Source organism: Paraburkholderia sp. MM5496-R1, assembly GCF_050436205.1.
Classification (GTDB): Bacteria; Pseudomonadota; Gammaproteobacteria; order Burkholderiales; family Burkholderiaceae; genus Paraburkholderia; species Paraburkholderia tuberum.
This window is the reverse complement of the sequence record NZ_JBNDLT010000002.1, coordinates 3,685,172-3,701,980: the sequence shown is the minus strand read 5'-3', so window position 1 is coordinate 3,701,980 and position 16,809 is coordinate 3,685,172. Positions and strand designations below refer to the sequence as shown.

The 16,809-nt window shown below is 63.5% G+C and carries 12 protein-coding genes, 1 tRNA gene and 1 pseudogene; 6 read left to right on the top strand and 8 right to left on the bottom strand.

Going from position 1 to position 16,809, the window contains the following annotated elements:
• Window positions 1-185: 185 nt before the first annotated feature.
• Window positions 186-848: an RlmE family RNA methyltransferase gene (locus tag OKW38_RS24300; RefSeq protein WP_184028328.1), complete on the bottom strand. Its 663-nt coding sequence runs from the start codon at window positions 846-848 to the stop codon at window positions 186-188.
• A 197-nt stretch (window positions 849-1,045) separates the two neighbouring features.
• Between OKW38_RS24300 and OKW38_RS24295 the strand changes: the two are divergent.
• Window positions 1,046-1,574, top strand: a pseudogene (locus tag OKW38_RS24295) (YhbY family RNA-binding protein).
• A 201-nt stretch (window positions 1,575-1,775) separates the two neighbouring features.
• Here the strand turns inward: OKW38_RS24295 and OKW38_RS24290 are convergent.
• The 7 genes from OKW38_RS24290 to gloB all read right to left on the bottom strand — a co-directional run bounded on the left by OKW38_RS24290 (window position 1,776) and on the right by gloB (window position 12,117).
• The gene (locus tag OKW38_RS24290; protein ID WP_026225946.1) at window positions 1,776-2,285 is read right to left on the bottom strand and encodes a DUF4149 domain-containing protein; all 510 of its coding nucleotides are present in this window, start codon (window positions 2,283-2,285) and stop codon (window positions 1,776-1,778) included.
• Window positions 2,286-2,305: 20 nt separating this feature from the next.
• Entirely contained in the window at window positions 2,306-2,782 is a 477-nt protein-coding gene (greA, locus tag OKW38_RS24285) for a transcription elongation factor GreA (protein ID WP_026225947.1), read from the bottom strand.
• Between the two features lie 153 nt (window positions 2,783-2,935).
• Window positions 2,936-6,190, bottom strand: a complete 3,255-nt coding sequence (gene carB, locus OKW38_RS24280) for a carbamoyl-phosphate synthase large subunit (protein WP_429363364.1) — start codon at window positions 6,188-6,190, stop codon at window positions 2,936-2,938.
• A gap of 158 nt (window positions 6,191-6,348) precedes the next feature.
• Complete coding sequence (gene carA / locus OKW38_RS24275; RefSeq protein WP_429363362.1) at window positions 6,349-7,503, bottom strand: glutamine-hydrolyzing carbamoyl-phosphate synthase small subunit; 1,155 nt, start codon at window positions 7,501-7,503, stop codon at window positions 6,349-6,351.
• 462 nt (window positions 7,504-7,965) lie between these two features.
• On the bottom strand, window positions 7,966-9,207 hold the full coding sequence (locus OKW38_RS24270) for an MFS transporter (RefSeq protein ID WP_429363360.1): 1,242 nt from the start codon (window positions 9,205-9,207) through the stop codon (window positions 7,966-7,968).
• Window positions 9,208-9,479: 272 nt separating this feature from the next.
• Window positions 9,480-11,168 (bottom strand): transglycosylase SLT domain-containing protein, encoded by a 1,689-nt coding sequence (locus tag OKW38_RS24265; RefSeq protein WP_429363358.1) that lies wholly within the window; start codon window positions 11,166-11,168, stop codon window positions 9,480-9,482.
• A 157-nt stretch (window positions 11,169-11,325) separates the two neighbouring features.
• The gene (gloB, locus tag OKW38_RS24260; protein ID WP_090801121.1) at window positions 11,326-12,117 is read right to left on the bottom strand and encodes a hydroxyacylglutathione hydrolase; all 792 of its coding nucleotides are present in this window, start codon (window positions 12,115-12,117) and stop codon (window positions 11,326-11,328) included.
• Between the two features lie 18 nt (window positions 12,118-12,135).
• Between gloB and OKW38_RS24255 the strand changes: the two genes are divergently transcribed.
• The 5 genes from OKW38_RS24255 (at window position 12,136) to OKW38_RS24235 (ending at window position 16,791) form a co-directional block, all read left to right on the top strand.
• Window positions 12,136-13,017, top strand: coding sequence for a class I SAM-dependent methyltransferase (locus OKW38_RS24255; protein ID WP_429363356.1), 882 nt, complete (start codon window positions 12,136-12,138; stop codon window positions 13,015-13,017).
• Window positions 13,014-13,460, top strand: coding sequence for a ribonuclease HI (rnhA, locus tag OKW38_RS24250; RefSeq protein ID WP_184028269.1), 447 nt, complete (start codon window positions 13,014-13,016; stop codon window positions 13,458-13,460). Before OKW38_RS24255 ends, rnhA begins: the two co-directional genes overlap by 4 nt.
• Before the next feature lie 81 nt (window positions 13,461-13,541).
• The gene (gene dnaQ / locus OKW38_RS24245) at window positions 13,542-14,276 is read left to right on the top strand and encodes a DNA polymerase III subunit epsilon (protein WP_429363354.1); all 735 of its coding nucleotides are present in this window, start codon (window positions 13,542-13,544) and stop codon (window positions 14,274-14,276) included.
• Between the two features lie 48 nt (window positions 14,277-14,324).
• Window positions 14,325-14,399 (top strand) — tRNA-Val (locus OKW38_RS24240).
• 517 nt (window positions 14,400-14,916) lie between these two features.
• Window positions 14,917-16,791 carry an ABC transporter ATP-binding protein gene (locus OKW38_RS24235; RefSeq protein ID WP_429363352.1) on the top strand — a complete coding sequence of 625 codons (1,875 nt, stop codon included), beginning with the start codon at window positions 14,917-14,919 and terminating at the stop codon, window positions 16,789-16,791.
• Window positions 16,792-16,809: the final 18 nt, after the last annotated feature.

Sequence of the window (16,809 nt, the reverse complement as noted above, 5' to 3'; positions counted from 1 at the left end):
CACTCCTTCACTTAGACGGGCGCCTACATTTGCCTTGCGGCACCACGAAAGCATTCTAATCCAGTCCGCAGACCCCTGCCATAAGGTTTCACTACCACGGAAATAGGGTAGCGGGCCGGCTTGACGCCCGTCTCCGGACGCATCGGGCTCATTATTGGCAGAGATGGAACCGGCTCGCCGCATCCCTATGCGGGACGCTTCAGATGCTTACCCAAAATAAATGTTTCTGACGATTTATCCCGCGACGCCTTCGGCTTGCGGGCCGCCACCACCTTGAATTGGCGTTTGAACTTTTCGACAATCTGACTATATCCGCTGCCGTGAAAGCATTTGACTAAAAGGGCACCATCCGGCTTCAGGTGATTTTGCGCGAATTCGAGCGCGAGATCGCATAAATGCTCGATCCGCGCCGCATCCGCGATCGCCACGCCCGACAGGTTGGGCGCCATATCCGAAATTACAAGGTCTACCTGGCGCGCACCGACCAATTCTTCGAGCTGGACCAGCACCGAGTCTTCGCGGAAATCGCCCTGGATGAAGTGCACGTCGGCCACCGGCTCCATTGGCAGAATGTCCAAAGCGATGATCGTGCCATCGATGCCACCTTCGCGCTCCGCGTTGCGCTGCGAGCCGCCCGCGAGCTTGTTGCGCACGTACTGGCTCCAGCTGCCCGGCGAGGAACCGAGATCGACGATCACCTGCCCGGGACGGATCAGCTTGTCCTGCTCGTCGATTTCCTTGAGTTTGTAGGCCGCGCGGGCGCGATAACCTTCCCGCTGCGCCATTTTGACGTACGGATCGTTGATGTGGTCGTGCAGCCACGCGGTATTGAACTTGTTTTTTGCCATTAAAGATTTAACTATTGCTGCGTCGGGTCGCGCTTTAGGGGATAATACGCGGTTAATTCGCGCGGCCCCCGCCAGACTGGCGGCGATCCGCGATTCTGTTGTTCTGACGCGCGCCCTGCTGAATCGAGTCGCCCGAATCGCTCGGCGATCGGACGAAAACGCAGGAGCCGCCATTTTAGTCGAGTCTTCCACTTTCCATGCCAGCCCTCAAAGTCTCTTCCGACCAACGCGCCGAGTTGCGCTCCCAGGCACATGCGCTCAAACCGGTCGTGCTCGTCGGCGCCGAAGGCTTGACCGACGCTGTGCTCGCCGAAATCAAGGTGCACCTCGCCGCGCATCAACTGATCAAAATTCGCGTGTTCGGCGATGAGCGCGAGGAGCGCATCGCTATCTACGAAGAAATCTGCGACGCGCTGAACGCTGCACCGATCCAGCATATCGGCAAGCTGCTCGTGATCTGGAAGCCAGAATCGGCACAGCCGGCGGCAAAAGCGAAGCGCGGCGCGTTGCCGAGCGCCCGCGAAGCGGCAGCCGAAGAAACCCGGCCGGTCAAGGGACGCGCACCCCGCATCGTCAAGGTCGCCAAGCCGACCGACGTGCCGATGCGCAAGCCGCGAGCGAAAGCGGTGCTGGTGCGCGGCAATGAACGCGTGACGCAGGGCGGCAACATCAAGCGCCGCGAAGAAGCGTCAAACCAGCGCGAAGCGTTCGCATCAGTCGAAGTAAGAGAACACGCGCCCAAGGTGCGGACCGACTCCGCACTGCGCATTGGCGGCCTTGAGCGCGAGGCCCGAAGCAGCGCGAATGAACCGTAGTTGGACACCGGAATCGCGACGATTCGTCGCAATGTGAGGTTCATCGCGGGCATCGGCATCGACCCGGCGGCCATGGCACGCGCACCGTCACACCATCAGCCACCCGCGAGCTTCAGCCCGCCACCTTGCCCGTGACGCCGCGCGCGCCCTCTTCCTCGGCCGCGGCACCAACAGGCGCCGGCAGCAGCCAAACGAGCGCAACCCCTAGCAGGCTCTCGATCAGGTAGAACAGACTGGACACGCCATGCAGGATGCCGAAGCGCGTCGCATAAACGGAATGCCCGATGTCGCTGCCCGCCTCGAGCGCCGCCACGCGCATCGCGTTCATGAACGGCTGCAACGCGAAATAGCCAACCAGCACGCATACGAGCATACCGGCGAGCAGCCAGCGCAAGCGGCGATATGCGCCACTCCCGCGCCGCACGAGCAAATTGGCGAGACCGAGCAGCAAAATGCCGCACACGACGCCAATCACACCCTGAATACGAAACAGCTGCGCGGCGACGGCGCCCGCCGTCATCCGGTCGAGCGTCGTGAACAGCACGGGCGCAACCGCATAGCCGATAGTCAACAGACTACCGACCCACACCACCGTCAACAGGCGGAAAAAACGATGCGGCATCAAAGACACCGGCGCCACCCTCAGATGTAGCTGACCGCGATGATTTCGTATTCGCGCACGCCGCCCGGCGCTTGCACCGACGCGACGTCGCCTTCCGACTTGCCGATCAGCGCACGCGCGATCGGCGAGCTGATCGAGATCAGGCCGTGGTCGATGTCCGCTTCGTCGTCGCCGACGATCTGGTATTTGACCGACGCACCCGACTCGAGGTCTTCGAGCTCGAGCGTCGCGCCGAACACCACGCGGCCGTCCGCTTCCACTTGCGACGGATCGATCACCTGCGCGCCCGCGAGCTTCGACTCGATTTCGGCGATACGGCCTTCGATGAAGCCCTGCTTTTCCTTCGCAGCGTCGTATTCCGCGTTTTCCGACAGATCGCCCTGGGCGCGCGCTTCCGCGATCGAGTTGATCACGGCCGGACGTTCAACCGATTTCAGGCGCTGCAATTCATCGCGCAGCATGTCTGCGCCGCGCTTCGTCAATGGAATAGTGCTCATAAACAACTCTGGAGGCAAAAAACGGCCATAAAAAAAATCACCGCGGTTAAGTGCATTCCGCGAAAGCCGCCGCCCGTGGACAAACCCGGGCCGCAGCACCTGCGGAACGCCGCTTAACCGCGGCACTTACATCTTGGACAGCTAGTCGAAGCCTTAGTTTAGGCGAGCATGGAGTCCTTGTAAATCATAGACTTCCAGGTTCTTCAGATAACGAAGACCCTCCACCGCCGCGCGTGCGCCCGACATCGTCGTGTAGTAGGTGACCTTGTTCGCCTGCGCGCTCATGCGGATCGAACGCGAATCGGCGATCGCCGCGCGCGTTTCGTCGACGGTCGTGAAGACGAGCGCGATCTCGCCGTTCTTGATCATGTCGACGATGTGCGGACGGCCGTCCTTCACCTTGTTGACGACCTTGACTGGCACGCCGGCCGCTTCGATCGCGGCAGCCGTGCCCTTGGTCGCGACGATCGGGTAGCCGAGCTCGTGCAGCATGCGCGCGACTTCGACTGCCTTCGGTTTGTCGGCGTCCATCACGGTCAGCAGCACCGTGCCCGATTCGGGCAGACGCGAACCCGCCGCGAGCTGCGACTTGAACAGAGCCTCGCCGAACGTCTGGCCGACGCCCATCACTTCGCCGGTCGAACGCATTTCAGGTCCGAGCACCGGGTCGACCGCCGGGAACTTGACGAACGGGAACACCGCTTCCTTCACGCTGAAGTACGGCGGCTCGACTTCCTTCGTCACGCCTTGCGCGGCGAGCTTCTGGCCGACCATCGCGCGCGCGGCGATCTTCGCGAGCGGCAGGCTGGTCGCCTTCGACACGTACGGCACCGTGCGCGACGCGCGCGGGTTCACTTCGAGCACGTAGATGATGTCGTCCTTCGAGCCGTCAGCCCGCGGTACCTGCTGGATCGCGAACTGCACGTTCATCAGGCCGACCACGTTCAGCGCCTTCGCCATCGCAGCGGTCTGGCGCTTCAGTTCGGCGATGGTCGCCTTCGATAGCGAATACGGCGGCAGCGAGCAGGCCGAGTCGCCCGAGTGCACGCCCGCCTGTTCGATGTGCTCCATCACGCCGCCGATGAACACGGCATCGCCATCGGAAATGCAATCCACGTCGCATTCGATCGCGTCGTTCAGGAAGCGGTCGAGCAGCACCGGCGAGTCGTTCGACACCTTCACCGCCTCGCGCATATAGCGCTCGAGATCTCGCGGCTCGTGGACGATTTCCATCGCGCGGCCGCCCAGCACGTACGACGGACGCACGACGAGCGGATAGCCGATTTCGTCGGCGAGCTTCAGTGCTTCGTCTTCGGCGCGCGCGGTGCGGTTCGGCGGCTGGCGCAGACCGAGGTCCTGCAGCAGCTTCTGGAAGCGCTCGCGGTCTTCAGCCGCGTCGATCATGTCCGGCGACGTACCGATGATCGGCACACCGTTCGCCTCGAGGTCGAGCGCGAGCTTCAGCGGCGTCTGGCCGCCGTACTGCACGATCACGCCGACGGGCTTTTCCTTGTCGACGATTTCGAGCACGTCTTCGAGCGTCAGCGATTCGAAGTACAGACGGTCGGAGGTGTCGTAGTCGGTCGACACGGTTTCGGGGTTGCAGTTGACCATGATCGTTTCATAGCCGTCCTCGCGCATCGCGAGCGCGGCATGCACGCAGCAATAGTCGAACTCGATACCCTGGCCGATCCGGTTCGGGCCGCCGCCCAGCACCATGATCTTCCTGTTGCTGGTCGGATTCGCTTCGCACTCTTCCTCGTACGTCGAGTACATGTACGCGGTCCTGGTTGCGAACTCGGCCGCGCAGGTGTCGACACGCTTATACACCGGACGCACGTTCAACTCGATACGACGCGCGCGCACGTCCGCCGGCTTCGCGCCGAGCAGCTTGGCCAGACGACGATCCGAGAAGCCGCTCTGTTTCAGATACTTCAGCTCCTCCTTCGTCAGGCTCGCCAGCGCGCGGCCTGCCAGCGCCTTTTCCTTCAGCACGATCTGTTCGATCTGCGCGAGGAACCACGGGTCGATCGCGGTTTCCTCGAAGATCTCTTGCGCGCTCATGCCCACACGGAACGCGTCGCCAACATACCAGATGCGATCCGGACCAGCTTCGCCGATCTCGCGGATGATCTCATCGCGATTGGCGGTCTTTTCATCGAGACCGTCGACGCCGACTTCGAGGCCGCGCAGCGCCTTCTGGAACGACTCCTGGAACGTGCGGCCAATCGCCATCACTTCGCCGACCGACTTCATCTGCGTGGTCAGGCGCGAATCGGCTTCACGGAATTTCTCGAACGCGAAACGCGGGATCTTCGTGACGACGTAGTCGATCGTCGGTTCGAACGACGCCGGGGTCTGGCCGCCGGTAATTTCGTTCTTGAGTTCATCCAGCGTGTAGCCGACCGCCAGCTTCGCCGCCACCTTCGCGATCGGAAAGCCGGTTGCCTTCGACGCCAGCGCCGACGAACGCGACACGCGCGGGTTCATTTCGATCACGATCATGCGGCCGTCTTGCGGATTGATCGAGAACTGCACGTTCGAGCCGCCGGTGTCGACGCCGATCTCGCGCAGCACCGCGAGCGACGCGTTACGCAGGATCTGGTACTCCTTGTCGGTCAGGGTCTGCGCCGGCGCGACGGTGATCGAGTCGCCGGTGTGGATGCCCATCGGGTCGAGGTTTTCGATCGAGCAGACGATGATGCAGTTATCCGCCTTGTCGCGGACCACTTCCATCTCGTACTCTTTCCAGCCGAGCAGCGACTCTTCGATCAGCAGTTCGCGCGTCGGCGACAGGTCGAGCCCACGCTTGCAGATCTCTTCGAACTCGTCGCGGTTGTACGCGATGCCGCCGCCCGAGCCGCCCAGCGTGAACGACGGACGGATCACGACCGGATAGCCGCCGCTGCCAGTTTCGGCGGCGATCTTCGCCTGCACCTGCAGCGCTTCTTCCATCGAATGCGCGGTGCCCGACTTGGCCGAACCGAGGCCGATCTTGGTCATCGCGTCCTTGAACTTCTGGCGGTCTTCCGCTTTGTCGATCGCTTCCGGCGATGCGCCGATCAGCTCGACCTCGTACTTCGCCAGCACGCCGTGCGCGTGCAGGTCGAGCGCGCAGTTCAGCGCTGTCTGGCCGCCCATCGTCGGCAGGATCGCGTCCGGGCGCTCCTTCGCGATGATGCGCTCGACCACTTCCCACGTGATCGGCTCGATATAGGTCACGTCGGCCGTGTTCGGGTCGGTCATGATCGTCGCCGGATTGCTGTTGACGAGAATGACCTTGTAGCCTTCCTCACGCAGCGCCTTGCATGCCTGCGCGCCCGAATAATCGAACTCGCACGCCTGACCGATGATGATGGGACCCGCGCCGATGATGAGGATGCTCTTGATGTCTGTCCGCTTGGGCATAACGCTCTCGCTAATGTATTCCTGAATTCTTTCCGTCGACGCGCGCCGTTTTCACGTTGCGCGCGCTGTATCGCGGCATGCCCGCCGCGTAGCGCCGCGGGCTGCGGCGGCCGCCGCGAGCCGTTTCCGGCTGGCCCCTGCGGCCGGCCTGTACTACTTCAAGCCGCTGTGCTCTTGCCGTTCTTGTGCGCGTCCATCAACGCGGTGAAACGGTCGAACAGGTACGCGATGTCGTTCGGACCGGGCGATGCTTCCGGGTGGCCCTGGAAGCAGAACGCCGGCTTGTCGGTCAGCGCGAAGCCCTGCAGCGTGCCGTCGAACAGCGACACGTGGGTCACGCGCGCGTTGGCGGGCAGCGTGTCGGCATCGACCGCGAAACCATGGTTCTGCGACGTGATCACCACGCGGCCGTCTTCGAGATCCTTGACCGGATGGTTCGCGCCGTGATGGCCGGTCTTCATCTTCATCGTCTTCGCGCCGACCGCGAGGCCCATGATCTGGTGGCCCAGGCAAATGCCGAAAATCGGAATGCCGCGCTCGATGAACTCCCTGGTCGCCGCGATCGCGTAGTCGCACGGCTCAGGGTCGCCCGGGCCGTTCGACAGGAATACGCCGTCGGGGTTGAGCTCGAGCGCGTCAGCGGCGCTCGCTTGCGCCGGCAGCACGGTGACATGGCAGCCGCGCTCGGCCAGCATGCGCAGGATGTTCTGCTTGACGCCATAGTCGAATGCGACCACGCGGTACGTCGGCGCTTTCTGCTCGCCGTAGCCCGTGCCCAGACGCCATTCGGTTTTGGTCCACTCGTAGGTTTCCTGGGTCGACACGACCTTCGCGAGGTCCATGCCGGCGAGGCCCGGGAACGAGCGCGCGAGTTCGATGGCCTTCGCTTCGTCGTCGGAACCAGCGAGGATCGCGCCGTTTTGCGCGCCCTTGTCGCGCAGGAGGCGGGTCAGCTTGCGAGTGTCGATGCCGGCGATGGCGACCACGCCTTCGTCCTGCAGATATTGCGGGAGCGTGCCCTCCATGCGGAAGTTCGACGCGAGAACCGGCAGATCACGGATGATCAGGCCGGCGGCATGGACTTTCGTCGCTTCGACGTCTTCGGCGTTCACGCCGACGTTGCCGATATGCGGGTACGTGAGGGTCACGATCTGGCGCGCGTAGCTCGGGTCAGTCAGGATTTCCTGATAGCCGGTGATGGCAGTGTTGAACACGACCTCACCGATGGTATGCCCAGGGGCGCCGATCGAATAACCACGAAAGACCGTGCCGTCGGCGAGCGCGAGTAGAGCGGGAGAAAATGACGGCAACACGGGAGACTCCTTGGGGGAACACCCTGTTGCCACCTGTCTATCCGATTGCAAGCCGCAGCGAAACACATCGTGGATGCGCGCGCAGACTCGCTCGCGAGTTGCCGGTGACGCTGCAAGAGGCGCGATGGGTCCATTGTGTGGACGACTCGGCTGGGTGTGGAACCCTTCTTGCTGCGCCAATGGCGCGCGGCGGATGAACGGTATGGGGGAGGTAGGCGCTAGGGTGCGGGTGGATAAGCTCAAACCTTCAAATTATAGCCTGAATCCACTGTTCCCTCCAAATGGGAGATAGGACGAGGCGTTGAGACGACGCGCCTGGGCGGACCTTCAAAGCCTTGCCGGGCCGCGTCGCCAGGTACTTGCCACGCCTGTCTATGCGGTTCTGTCGAGACACCACTATTGACGGGGACCGAACGGCCGTGGCGGCCCCTCGGGGTCCGACGCAAGGCCTGGCGCGGCCGTTCAGGCCTCCTGCTCCGCGCGCATCTCGCCCGAACGGGCAACCTGCCGACCCGGCAACACGTACCAGATCGCACTCAGCACCTGCAGCGCGACGAGGATTTTCCACGCGCTCAGATGCGCGAGCGCCGGGTAATGCCCACCGCTCGCCGGCCAGTGCGACAGCACCGCGCCAACGCCGATCTGGAAACCGAAGATCAGCAGAAAAATAATGAGCGTCAGCGTCGTGTTGACGCGGCCGATCATCTGCGGCGGGAAATGCCGCGCCATCACCGCGTAGCTCAGAATCCCGGTGCCGCCGAAGATGCCGTAGGCGGCCCACAACAGGCTCGCCGGCAACGGCGCGTTAAACATGATGAGCATCTGCGTCAGCACATACAGCGCCATGCCGATGCCGCAGAACGCGTACAGCGAGAGGCCGCGCCGCTCGAGACTACGCGCCGCCGCGCCGAAACCGACGCAGCCGGCCATCATCGCGAAGCCGAGAATCGACACGAGCGCCGCCGCCTGGTGCGGCTCGAAGCCTTGTACGTCGCGCAGCCATGCTCCGACCCACAACGACTGCATCGCGTAGAAGACGCCTTGCGTAACGACCGAGAACGACGCGATTTTCCAGAATGCCGCGCTGCGCAGGATGTGCCACGTACCCTTGAACTGCGCGACGATGCTCGGCTGGCGATGCGTTTCGCGCGCGTCCGGAGCGAGCGTCCATTGCGCGAGCGCAACCGCTACCGTCAGCACACCGAGTCCGACGCAAACCGGGCGCCAGCTGGAAAAACCGAGCACCCACGTGAGCGGCGAACCGACCATCACGCCGCCGAAACCGCCGATCGCCATGACAAGCCCGTTCATCAATGGCAAACGCGCCACCGGAAAATGCTGCGCGAGCGCCTTGAACGCGGCGCCGAGGCACACCGACACGCCAACGCCGATCAGCAGCCGCCCGACCATCATCATGCCGAGACTGTGCGCGGCGCCGAATACCCAGATGCCGAGCGCGGCAAAAAGCAACGTGACGGAGGTCACGCGACGCGCGCCGAAGCGATCGAGCAGCACGCCAGCGGGGATCTGCGCGCCCGCGAAACCGAGGAAATACAGACTCGTCAGCACACCCAGATCGGCGGCTGACAGACCGAGATCGCGCGTGATGAACGGCGCGAAACCAAGATTGACGCCGCGAAACACGTAAGAGACGAAGTAGCCGGCGGAAAAAAGCAGAAAGACGCGCAGTTGGGTCGACGACATAAATCAGGAAGTAAACCTGGAAATGACCTCAAGAACCTCTCCCGAGGTTCGGACGGATCAGGACGGACCGGCACCCCGCGGCCAACGCGGCCAACGCGGCCGAAGCACGAACAATAAAGTAAATACCGCAAACGCGCAGGAATCGTCCGCGCAATGAAAAACGCCGTCACCCTGAGGTGACGGCGTTGGATGAACACGGTACGTGATCGGAGCGCAATCCATGCGCTGCCCCCGCAACGCATGTGGTCACTACCGTGAGAGCCGCTATTGGTCTATTTACCCTTCTTCTTCGCGTTGGCCACGGTCTTCGGGCGGCTCTCAGCCGCGGCCTTCGACGCCTTGCCGGGCTCCGAGGCCGAGACCTTCTCGACCTTGCCCTTGCTGGCAACGGGCGCCGCCGGCTTGTTACCCTTGCCGCCCGGCTCGGAGACCTTGACGATGGCGGAGTGGCCGCGCCCTTTCTTCTTATCGTAGCGCGATTCACCGTGTGTGTCTGCGACGTGGACGCCAATCTTCTGCACACTGCCGCCTTGCACGTCGGCGGCGATCTTTTCCGGACCCGGCTCGCTGGGTACCGGCTTGCCGACCGGCACGTGCAGCACGATCACCTGGCCGCGCGAAACCTGATCGCGATGCGTCCTGTTCCACGCCTTCAGTTGACCGACCGACACGCCGTAGCGCACCGCGATGGCCGCCATCGACTGATTGCGACGCACGCGGATCAGCATCTTGCGCGTGTCGGGTACGTCGGGTTCCATCGCGAGCACCGCGCTTTCAGCGACGTCGGCGCTGATGTCCTCGTCGTCGTCCGAGCCGCGCGGCACGACGATCGTCGAGCCCGGCTTCAGGCGCATACCGACCGGAATCTTGTTCACTTCCATCAGCGTGTCGGGGTCGACGCCGATCTTCTGTGCGATCGCCGCGGGCGTCGCGCGTGCGTCGACCGTGTAGGTGGTCCAGGACGACAGCGAGCCCGAGTACGTTTTCAGATTGCGCTCGAACGCGGACGCGTTGTCGAAAGGCAACAGAATCTGCGGCTGCGTCGCGCCGAGAATCACCGGCTTCCTGAACGACGGGTTCAGCGAACGGAACTCGTCCGTCGACATGTTGGCGAGCCGCGCGGCGACGTCGACGTCGATGTCGTGCGAGGTCGTGACCGTCACGAAGTACGGGTGGTTCGGAATAGACGGCAGGGTGAGCCCGTACATCTGCGGGTTCATCACGAGGTTCTTGACCGCTTGCAGCTTCGGCACGTAGTTGCGCGTTTCGTTCGGCAGACGCAGGCTCATGTAGTCGGTCGGCAGACCCGCCGCCTCGTTGCGCGCGATCGCGCGCTGCACGTTGCCCTCGCCCCAGTTATACGCAGCGAGCGCGAGTTGCCAGTCGCCGAACATGTCGTGCAGGTTCGACAGGTAGTCGAGCGCGGCACTGGTCGACGCAAGCACGTCGCGGCGCTCGTCCTGCCACATGTTCTGCTTCAGGTTGTAGGTCCGGCCCGTGCCCGGCATGAACTGCCACATACCCGCAGCCTTGGCGACCGACAAAGCCTGCGGGCTATATGCAGACTCGATGAACGGCAAGAGCGCGAGCTCGGTCGGCATATGGCGCGACTCAAGTTCCTCGACGATGTGATACAGGTATTTCTGCGAGCGCTCGGTCATGCGCTGCACGTAATCGGGACGCTGCAGATACCAGTTCAACTGCATGTCGACGAGGTCGCTCTGCAGGTCCGGCATCTGGAAGCCACGGCGAATGCGGCCCCACAGATCGGCGTCCTGGCTCGTCAACTGATTGACGGAGCCCTGGTCGACGTTGATGGTTTCTTTAGCGGTGGCGTTCTTGCGAAGGGCGTCGGCTACGGCCTGCTGGCTGGCGGGGTTAGTGGCGGTATTCGTCGTCGGTCCCTGACTCGCGCACGCGGCGAGTGTCAGGACCAATAACGCACTTAAGATAAATCGCATGAACGTCTCGGTTTCCACAAGGGCTGGAATTTGCAGCCGATAGTACGAAACGTCAACGTTTCCGTCAATTGGAAAATCAAGAAAAAAATCAACCAAATCTGGGGCTTGGCGAATTTTTCCGATTCATCGCGTGAAGAACCGCCGAATGCGCTCCGGATCAACGGAAGCGGTTCTTCCATTCGCGCATCAATGTGAAGGCCTTCAGCCGGTCAGACACCGTTTCGTGCAATCGTGCTTCGAGGTTCGACTGGATCGCCGGCTCGCCTGCGCGCAGGAACGGATTGACCGCGAGCTCGTGCGCGATCGTGGTCGGCAGCGTCGGCTGGTGGCGGGCGCGCAATTCGTTCGCCTTGTCGCGCCACGCCTGCAGTTCGGCATTGTGCGGCTCGCAAGCGAGCGCGAAGCGAATGTTCGACAGCGTGTATTCGTGTGCGCAGTGCACTTCGGTTGCGCCGGGCAGCGCGGCGAGCGCATCGAGCGAGTTCAGCATCTGCTGCGGCGTGCCTTCGAAAAGGCGCCCGCAACCGCACGCGAACAGTGTGTCGCCGCAAAACACGTGCGGCGTGCCGCGCGTATCGGCCGCCTGGAAATAGGCAATGTGTCCACTCGTGTGACCGGGCACGTCGAGCACGCTGAATTCAAGTGCGGGAGCAGCGATCGTCACGTGATCGCCACTTTTGAGACGATGTGTCAGGTGCGCGATCGCTTCGCCGGCGGGGCCGTAGACCGGCACGTCCTGGCCGTTCAGCAGATCGGCCACGCCGCCGACGTGGTCTTGATGATGGTGCGTGAGTAAAATAGCGCTCAGCCGCCAGCCTCGTTGGGCCAGACAGGCGCGCACAGGGGCGGCTTCGCCCGGATCGACGACGACCGCGTGGTGTCCGTCGGCAATGACCCAGATGTAATTGTCTTCAAACGCCGGGACCGGTACGTACTCGAGCGCATTCATAGGCGACGCATTTTTAATATGACTGACCGAGCGATTATAGACTGGCCCGCCTGGACCGATTCGCCGCCAGGCCGCTACGTGCTCGACTGGGAGCAAACCCAGCTCGATCGCGTGGTGTCGGACGTGTTCGGCTATCATGCGCTGCAACTCGGCCTGCCGCAGCTCGACGCGCTGCGCGAGAACCGCATGCCGTGCCGCGGCCTCGTGCTCGACGCGGCGAGCGGCGCGAGCGCGCCGTACACGTATCCGCGCTGGGCACGTCGTGGCAGCGTGAGCGGCATCAGCAGCGCGGGCAACGCTGGCGACGACAACCCCGCGAACGCCGCGCGAGGCACACCTGGTCTGCACGCGCCGGCCGGGCGCAGCGCGGTCTGGTGCGACCTGCTCGATCTGCCGTTCGAAGCGCAAAGCGTCGACCTGCTCGTGATGCCGCATACGCTCGAATTCACCAGCGACCCGCACCGGCTGCTGCGCGAAGCCGAACGCGTGCTGGTTCCCGAAGGCCAACTGATCATCCTCGGCTTCAACTCGTTGTCGCTGTGGGGAGTACGGCAGTCGATCGGCAAGATGACAGGCCGCCCGTTCGTGCCCTCCGCCGTCGATCTGATCGCGTTCACGCGCCTGAAGGACTGGATCAAGCTGCTCGGCTTCGACCTTGAACGCGGGCGCTTCGGCTGCTATCGTCCGCCGCTCGCGAGCGATCAATGGCTCGCGCGTTACGGCTTCATGGAAGCCGCCGGCGACCGCTGGTGGCCGATTTTCGGCGCCACCTACATGATCAAGGCGATCAAGCGCGTGCGCGGCATGCGTCTCGTCGGGCCGCTCAAAGTGAAAAAGCCCGTGCTCGCGGCAGGCCTCGCGCCCGCCGCCACCCCGAACACACGAAACCATACCGAATGACTCCAGATCACATCGACATCTATACCGACGGCGCCTGCAAGGGAAATCCCGGCCCTGGCGGCTGGGGCGCGTTGCTGCGCTTCGGCAGCCAGGAAAAAGAACTGTTCGGCGGCGAGGCCAACACGACCAACAATCGCATGGAGCTGATGGGCGTGATTTCCGCGCTCGAGGCGTTGAAGCGCCCGTGCAAGGCGATCGTGCACACCGACTCGCAGTACGTACAGAAAGGCATCAGCGAGTGGATTCACGGCTGGAAGAAGAAAGGCTGGGTCACCGCGGCGAAACAGCCGGTCAAGAACGCCGATCTGTGGAAGCGGCTCGATGCGCTCGTCGCGCAACACGAGATTGAATGGCGCTGGGTGCGCGGCCACAATGGCCACCCGGAAAACGAGCGCGCCGATCAGTTGGCCAATCGCGGCGTGGCATCGCTCGCCGAGATGTAAAGAGCGTGCGCGCATCGGCAACGCCGCGCGCCGCCCTCCCCGCTTTTTTTCCGCAATTTTTTCGAAGCAGGCTAATCCGACATGCGTCAACTGATCCTCGATACCGAAACTACCGGCCTGAACGCCCGCGGCGGCGACCGGATTCTCGAACTCGGTTGCGTCGAGCTCGTGAACCGCCGGCTGACCGGCAACAACCTGCACTTCTATATCAACCCCGAGCGCGACAGCGATCCGGGCGCGCTCGCGGTGCACGGCCTCACCACGGAATTTTTGAGCGATAAGCCGAAGTTCGCGGAGGTCATCGACCAGTTCCGCGATTTCATCCAGGACGCGGACCTGATCATCCACAACGCGCCATTCGACATCGGCTTTCTCGACGCCGAGTTCGCGCTGCTCGGTCTGCCGCCAGTGAGCATGCACTGCGGCGAGATCATCGACACGCTCGCGCAAGCCAAGCAGATGTTCCCCGGCAAGCGCAATTCGCTCGATGCGCTGTGCGACCGCTTCGGCATCAGCAATGCGCACCGTACGCTGCACGGCGCGCTGCTCGACTCGGAACTGCTCGCCGAGGTCTATCTGGCGATGACGCGCGGTCAGGAAAGCCTCGTCATCGACATGCTCGGCGAAGCGCAGGCCGGCGGCGATACACATGCGCCGCGTGTCGCGCTCGACTCGCTGGAGCTGGTCGTGATCGCTGCGAGCGACGACGAAAGCACCGCGCACGAAGCCGTACTCGACGATCTCGACAAGGCGCTCAAAGGCGCGAGCGTATGGCGTCTTGAACCCGCGCCAGCAACTGTTGAGCAAACTGCTTAAAAAAGACTAGACGAACCCTAAATTCCCTGACATAATTTCGATCTCTTCGGGTGGTTAGCTCAGCGGTAGAGCACTGCCTTCACACGGCAGGGGTCACTGGTTCGATCCCAGTACTACCCACCAGATTCTTGGTGTGTCGATCACCGAAGACAAAAGGGCTTACGCAGCAATGCGTAAGCCCTTTTTCTATTTGCCGGCAAATACGTCGCATGCGCCATACGAGATATCGTTGGCTATAGAACCACGTCGTTCCGTAGGTTGGCGAGCGCCCCGCACTATTGCTATATTCGGCAAACGGGCATTCGCCCGGTCCGGCTCCGTCCGGTTTCTCCATCTTGAACCATCTCAGGGAGGCGCCACATGTTTGCAGTGCATCGCGCGCTCCCCCGCATGGTTCCACGACCGCCGGCCCGTCCGCCACAACCGATGCGACCTTGAAGCCGCAGCGTCGTCGCTGATGCGCCGCCGCCTCGGCAGGCGCACGGCGTTCATTCCAGACAGTCCGTTGTTCCGTTGCCGTTGTTTGCCGTCGTTTTTTTCGCGCGTTCCCGCGCGGATTCCGGCATCCGCTGGCTGTCTACCCCTTTTTCGCTTCTGACTGGAAACTCGGCGCGCTCGTGCTTCGCCGGGCCCAAAGCAAATGGCCAACAGAAAACTCGACTTTCGCGGACAAGCCTTCAAGGATGTCCTCGGCTTCACCTTCCGTCATTGGGCGCAACAGCCGGGGCGCATCGTCGTGATCGCGGCGCTCGCGCTGTTCACGGCGGGCGCGGACATCCTGACGCCGGTCTTCGCCGGACGTCTCGTCGACGCGATCGCGGCCGGTCCGGCGTCGTCGGCGCCCATCTGGCATCACGCGCTCGCGGCCTTCGGCGCGCTCGCCGCGCTCGGCCTCACCGCGACGCTGCTGCGCCAGGGCGTGTACTTCAACATCATCCGCTTCACGCTGAAGATGATGAGCGAGATCGCCGCGCGCGCGTTTCATCGCGTGCAGCGCTTTTCGACCGACTGGCACGCGAACAGCTTCGCCGGCTCGACCGTGCGCAAGATCACGCGCGGCATGTGGGCGCTCGACCTGCTGAATGACACGCTGCTGATCGCGCTGCTGCCATCGCTGGTGATGCTGATCGGCGCGACCCTGCTGCTCGGCTCGCGCTGGCCCATGATGGGCAACGTCGTCGGCATCGGCTCGCTGCTGTACATCGGCGTGACCGTGACGGTATCGCTGGGCTTCGTCGCGCCGTCCGCGCGTCTCGCGAACGCGTGGGACACACGCATGGGCGGCGCGCTCGCCGATGCGGTCAGCTGCAACGGCGTCGTCAAGGCATTCGGCGCGGAAGCGCGCGAGGAAGCGCGCCTCGCGCACGTGATCGGCAAATGGCGGCAACGCACACGCCGCACGTGGGTGCGCGGCACGCTCAACGGCGGCCTCCAGGGCGGCATGCTGGCCGCGATCCAGGCGGCGATTCTCGGCGTGGCGCTACTGCTGTGGGCACGCGGCGAAGCGAGCGTCGGCGACATCACGTTCGCGCTGACGATGTTCTTCATGCTGCAAGGCTATCTGCGTGACATCGGCATGCACATCCGTAACCTGCAGCGCTCGGTCAACGACATGGAGGAACTGGTGTCGCTCGAGAGTCAGCCGCTCGGCGTCGAGGATCGTCCCGGCGCCGGCGCCATCGCGATCCGCGACGGCGAGATCCGCTTCGAGCAGGTGTCGTTTCACTATGGCGCGCACAGCCGGCCGCTCTACGACGACTTTTCCATCCGCATCGCGGCGGGCGAGCGCGTCGGGCTGGTCGGTCATTCCGGCTCGGGCAAGACGACCTTCATCAAGCTGATCCAGCGCCTTCACGACATTTCGGGCGGGCGGATCACGATCGACGGCCAGGACATCGCGCAGGTCCAGCAAGCGTCGCTGCGCAGCCAGATCGCGATCGTCCAGCAGGAGCCGGTACTGTTTCACCGCTCGCTTGCCGAGAACATCGCGTATGGACGGCCCGGCGCGAGCCGCGCCGACATCGAGCGGGCCGCGCGGCTCGCGAGCGCGCACGACTTCATCGCCGCGCTGCCGAACGGCTACGACACGCTGGTCGGCGAACGCGGCATCAAGCTATCGGGCGGCGAGCGTCAACGCGTCGCGATCGCGCGGGCTTTTCTCGCCGACGCGCCGATCCTGATTCTCGACGAAGCCACGTCGAGCCTCGACAGCGAAAGCGAAGTGCTGATCCAGCGCGCGATGGAGCGGCTGATGCAGGGGCGCACGACGCTGGTGGTCGCGCATCGGCTATCGACGGTGCGTGCGCTCGACCGGCTCCTCGTGCTCGACAAGGGCAAGGTGATCGAGGAAGGCAGCCACGACGCGCTGATCAAACGCGACAACGGCTTGTACCGTCGCTTGTTCGAGCGTCAGGCGCTGGAGCTGATCAAGGGTCTCGGCGAGCCGGAGCTCGTGCGCGAGTCGGCAAAGGTCAAAGCCGACCGGGTCGACGGTTCTGGCTTCTTGGTCGGCTAGCGCGACGCAGGCATGCAC

Excerpts from the sequence above, each read along its gene's own strand:
- OKW38_RS24300 (WP_184028328.1), bottom strand. The coding sequence starts at position 848 with ATGGCAAAAAACAAGTTCAATACCGCGTGGCTGCACGACCACATCAAC.
- OKW38_RS24290 (WP_026225946.1), bottom strand. The coding sequence starts at position 2,285 with ATGCCGCATCGTTTTTTCCGCCTGTTGACGGTGGTGTGGGTCGGTAGT.
- greA (WP_026225947.1), bottom strand. The coding sequence starts at position 2,782 with ATGAGCACTATTCCATTGACGAAGCGCGGCGCAGACATGCTGCGCGAT.
- carB (WP_429363364.1), bottom strand. The coding sequence starts at position 6,190 with ATGCCCAAGCGGACAGACATCAAGAGCATCCTCATCATCGGCGCGGGT.
- OKW38_RS24270 (WP_429363360.1), bottom strand. The coding sequence starts at position 9,207 with ATGTCGTCGACCCAACTGCGCGTCTTTCTGCTTTTTTCCGCCGGCTAC.
- OKW38_RS24265 (WP_429363358.1), bottom strand. The coding sequence starts at position 11,168 with ATGCGATTTATCTTAAGTGCGTTATTGGTCCTGACACTCGCCGCGTGC.
- gloB (WP_090801121.1), bottom strand. The coding sequence starts at position 12,117 with ATGAATGCGCTCGAGTACGTACCGGTCCCGGCGTTTGAAGACAATTAC.
- OKW38_RS24255 (WP_429363356.1), top strand. The coding sequence starts at position 12,136 with ATGACTGACCGAGCGATTATAGACTGGCCCGCCTGGACCGATTCGCCG.
- rnhA (WP_184028269.1), top strand. The coding sequence starts at position 13,014 with ATGACTCCAGATCACATCGACATCTATACCGACGGCGCCTGCAAGGGA.
- dnaQ (WP_429363354.1), top strand. The coding sequence starts at position 13,542 with ATGCGTCAACTGATCCTCGATACCGAAACTACCGGCCTGAACGCCCGC.
- OKW38_RS24235 (WP_429363352.1), top strand. The coding sequence starts at position 14,917 with ATGGCCAACAGAAAACTCGACTTTCGCGGACAAGCCTTCAAGGATGTC.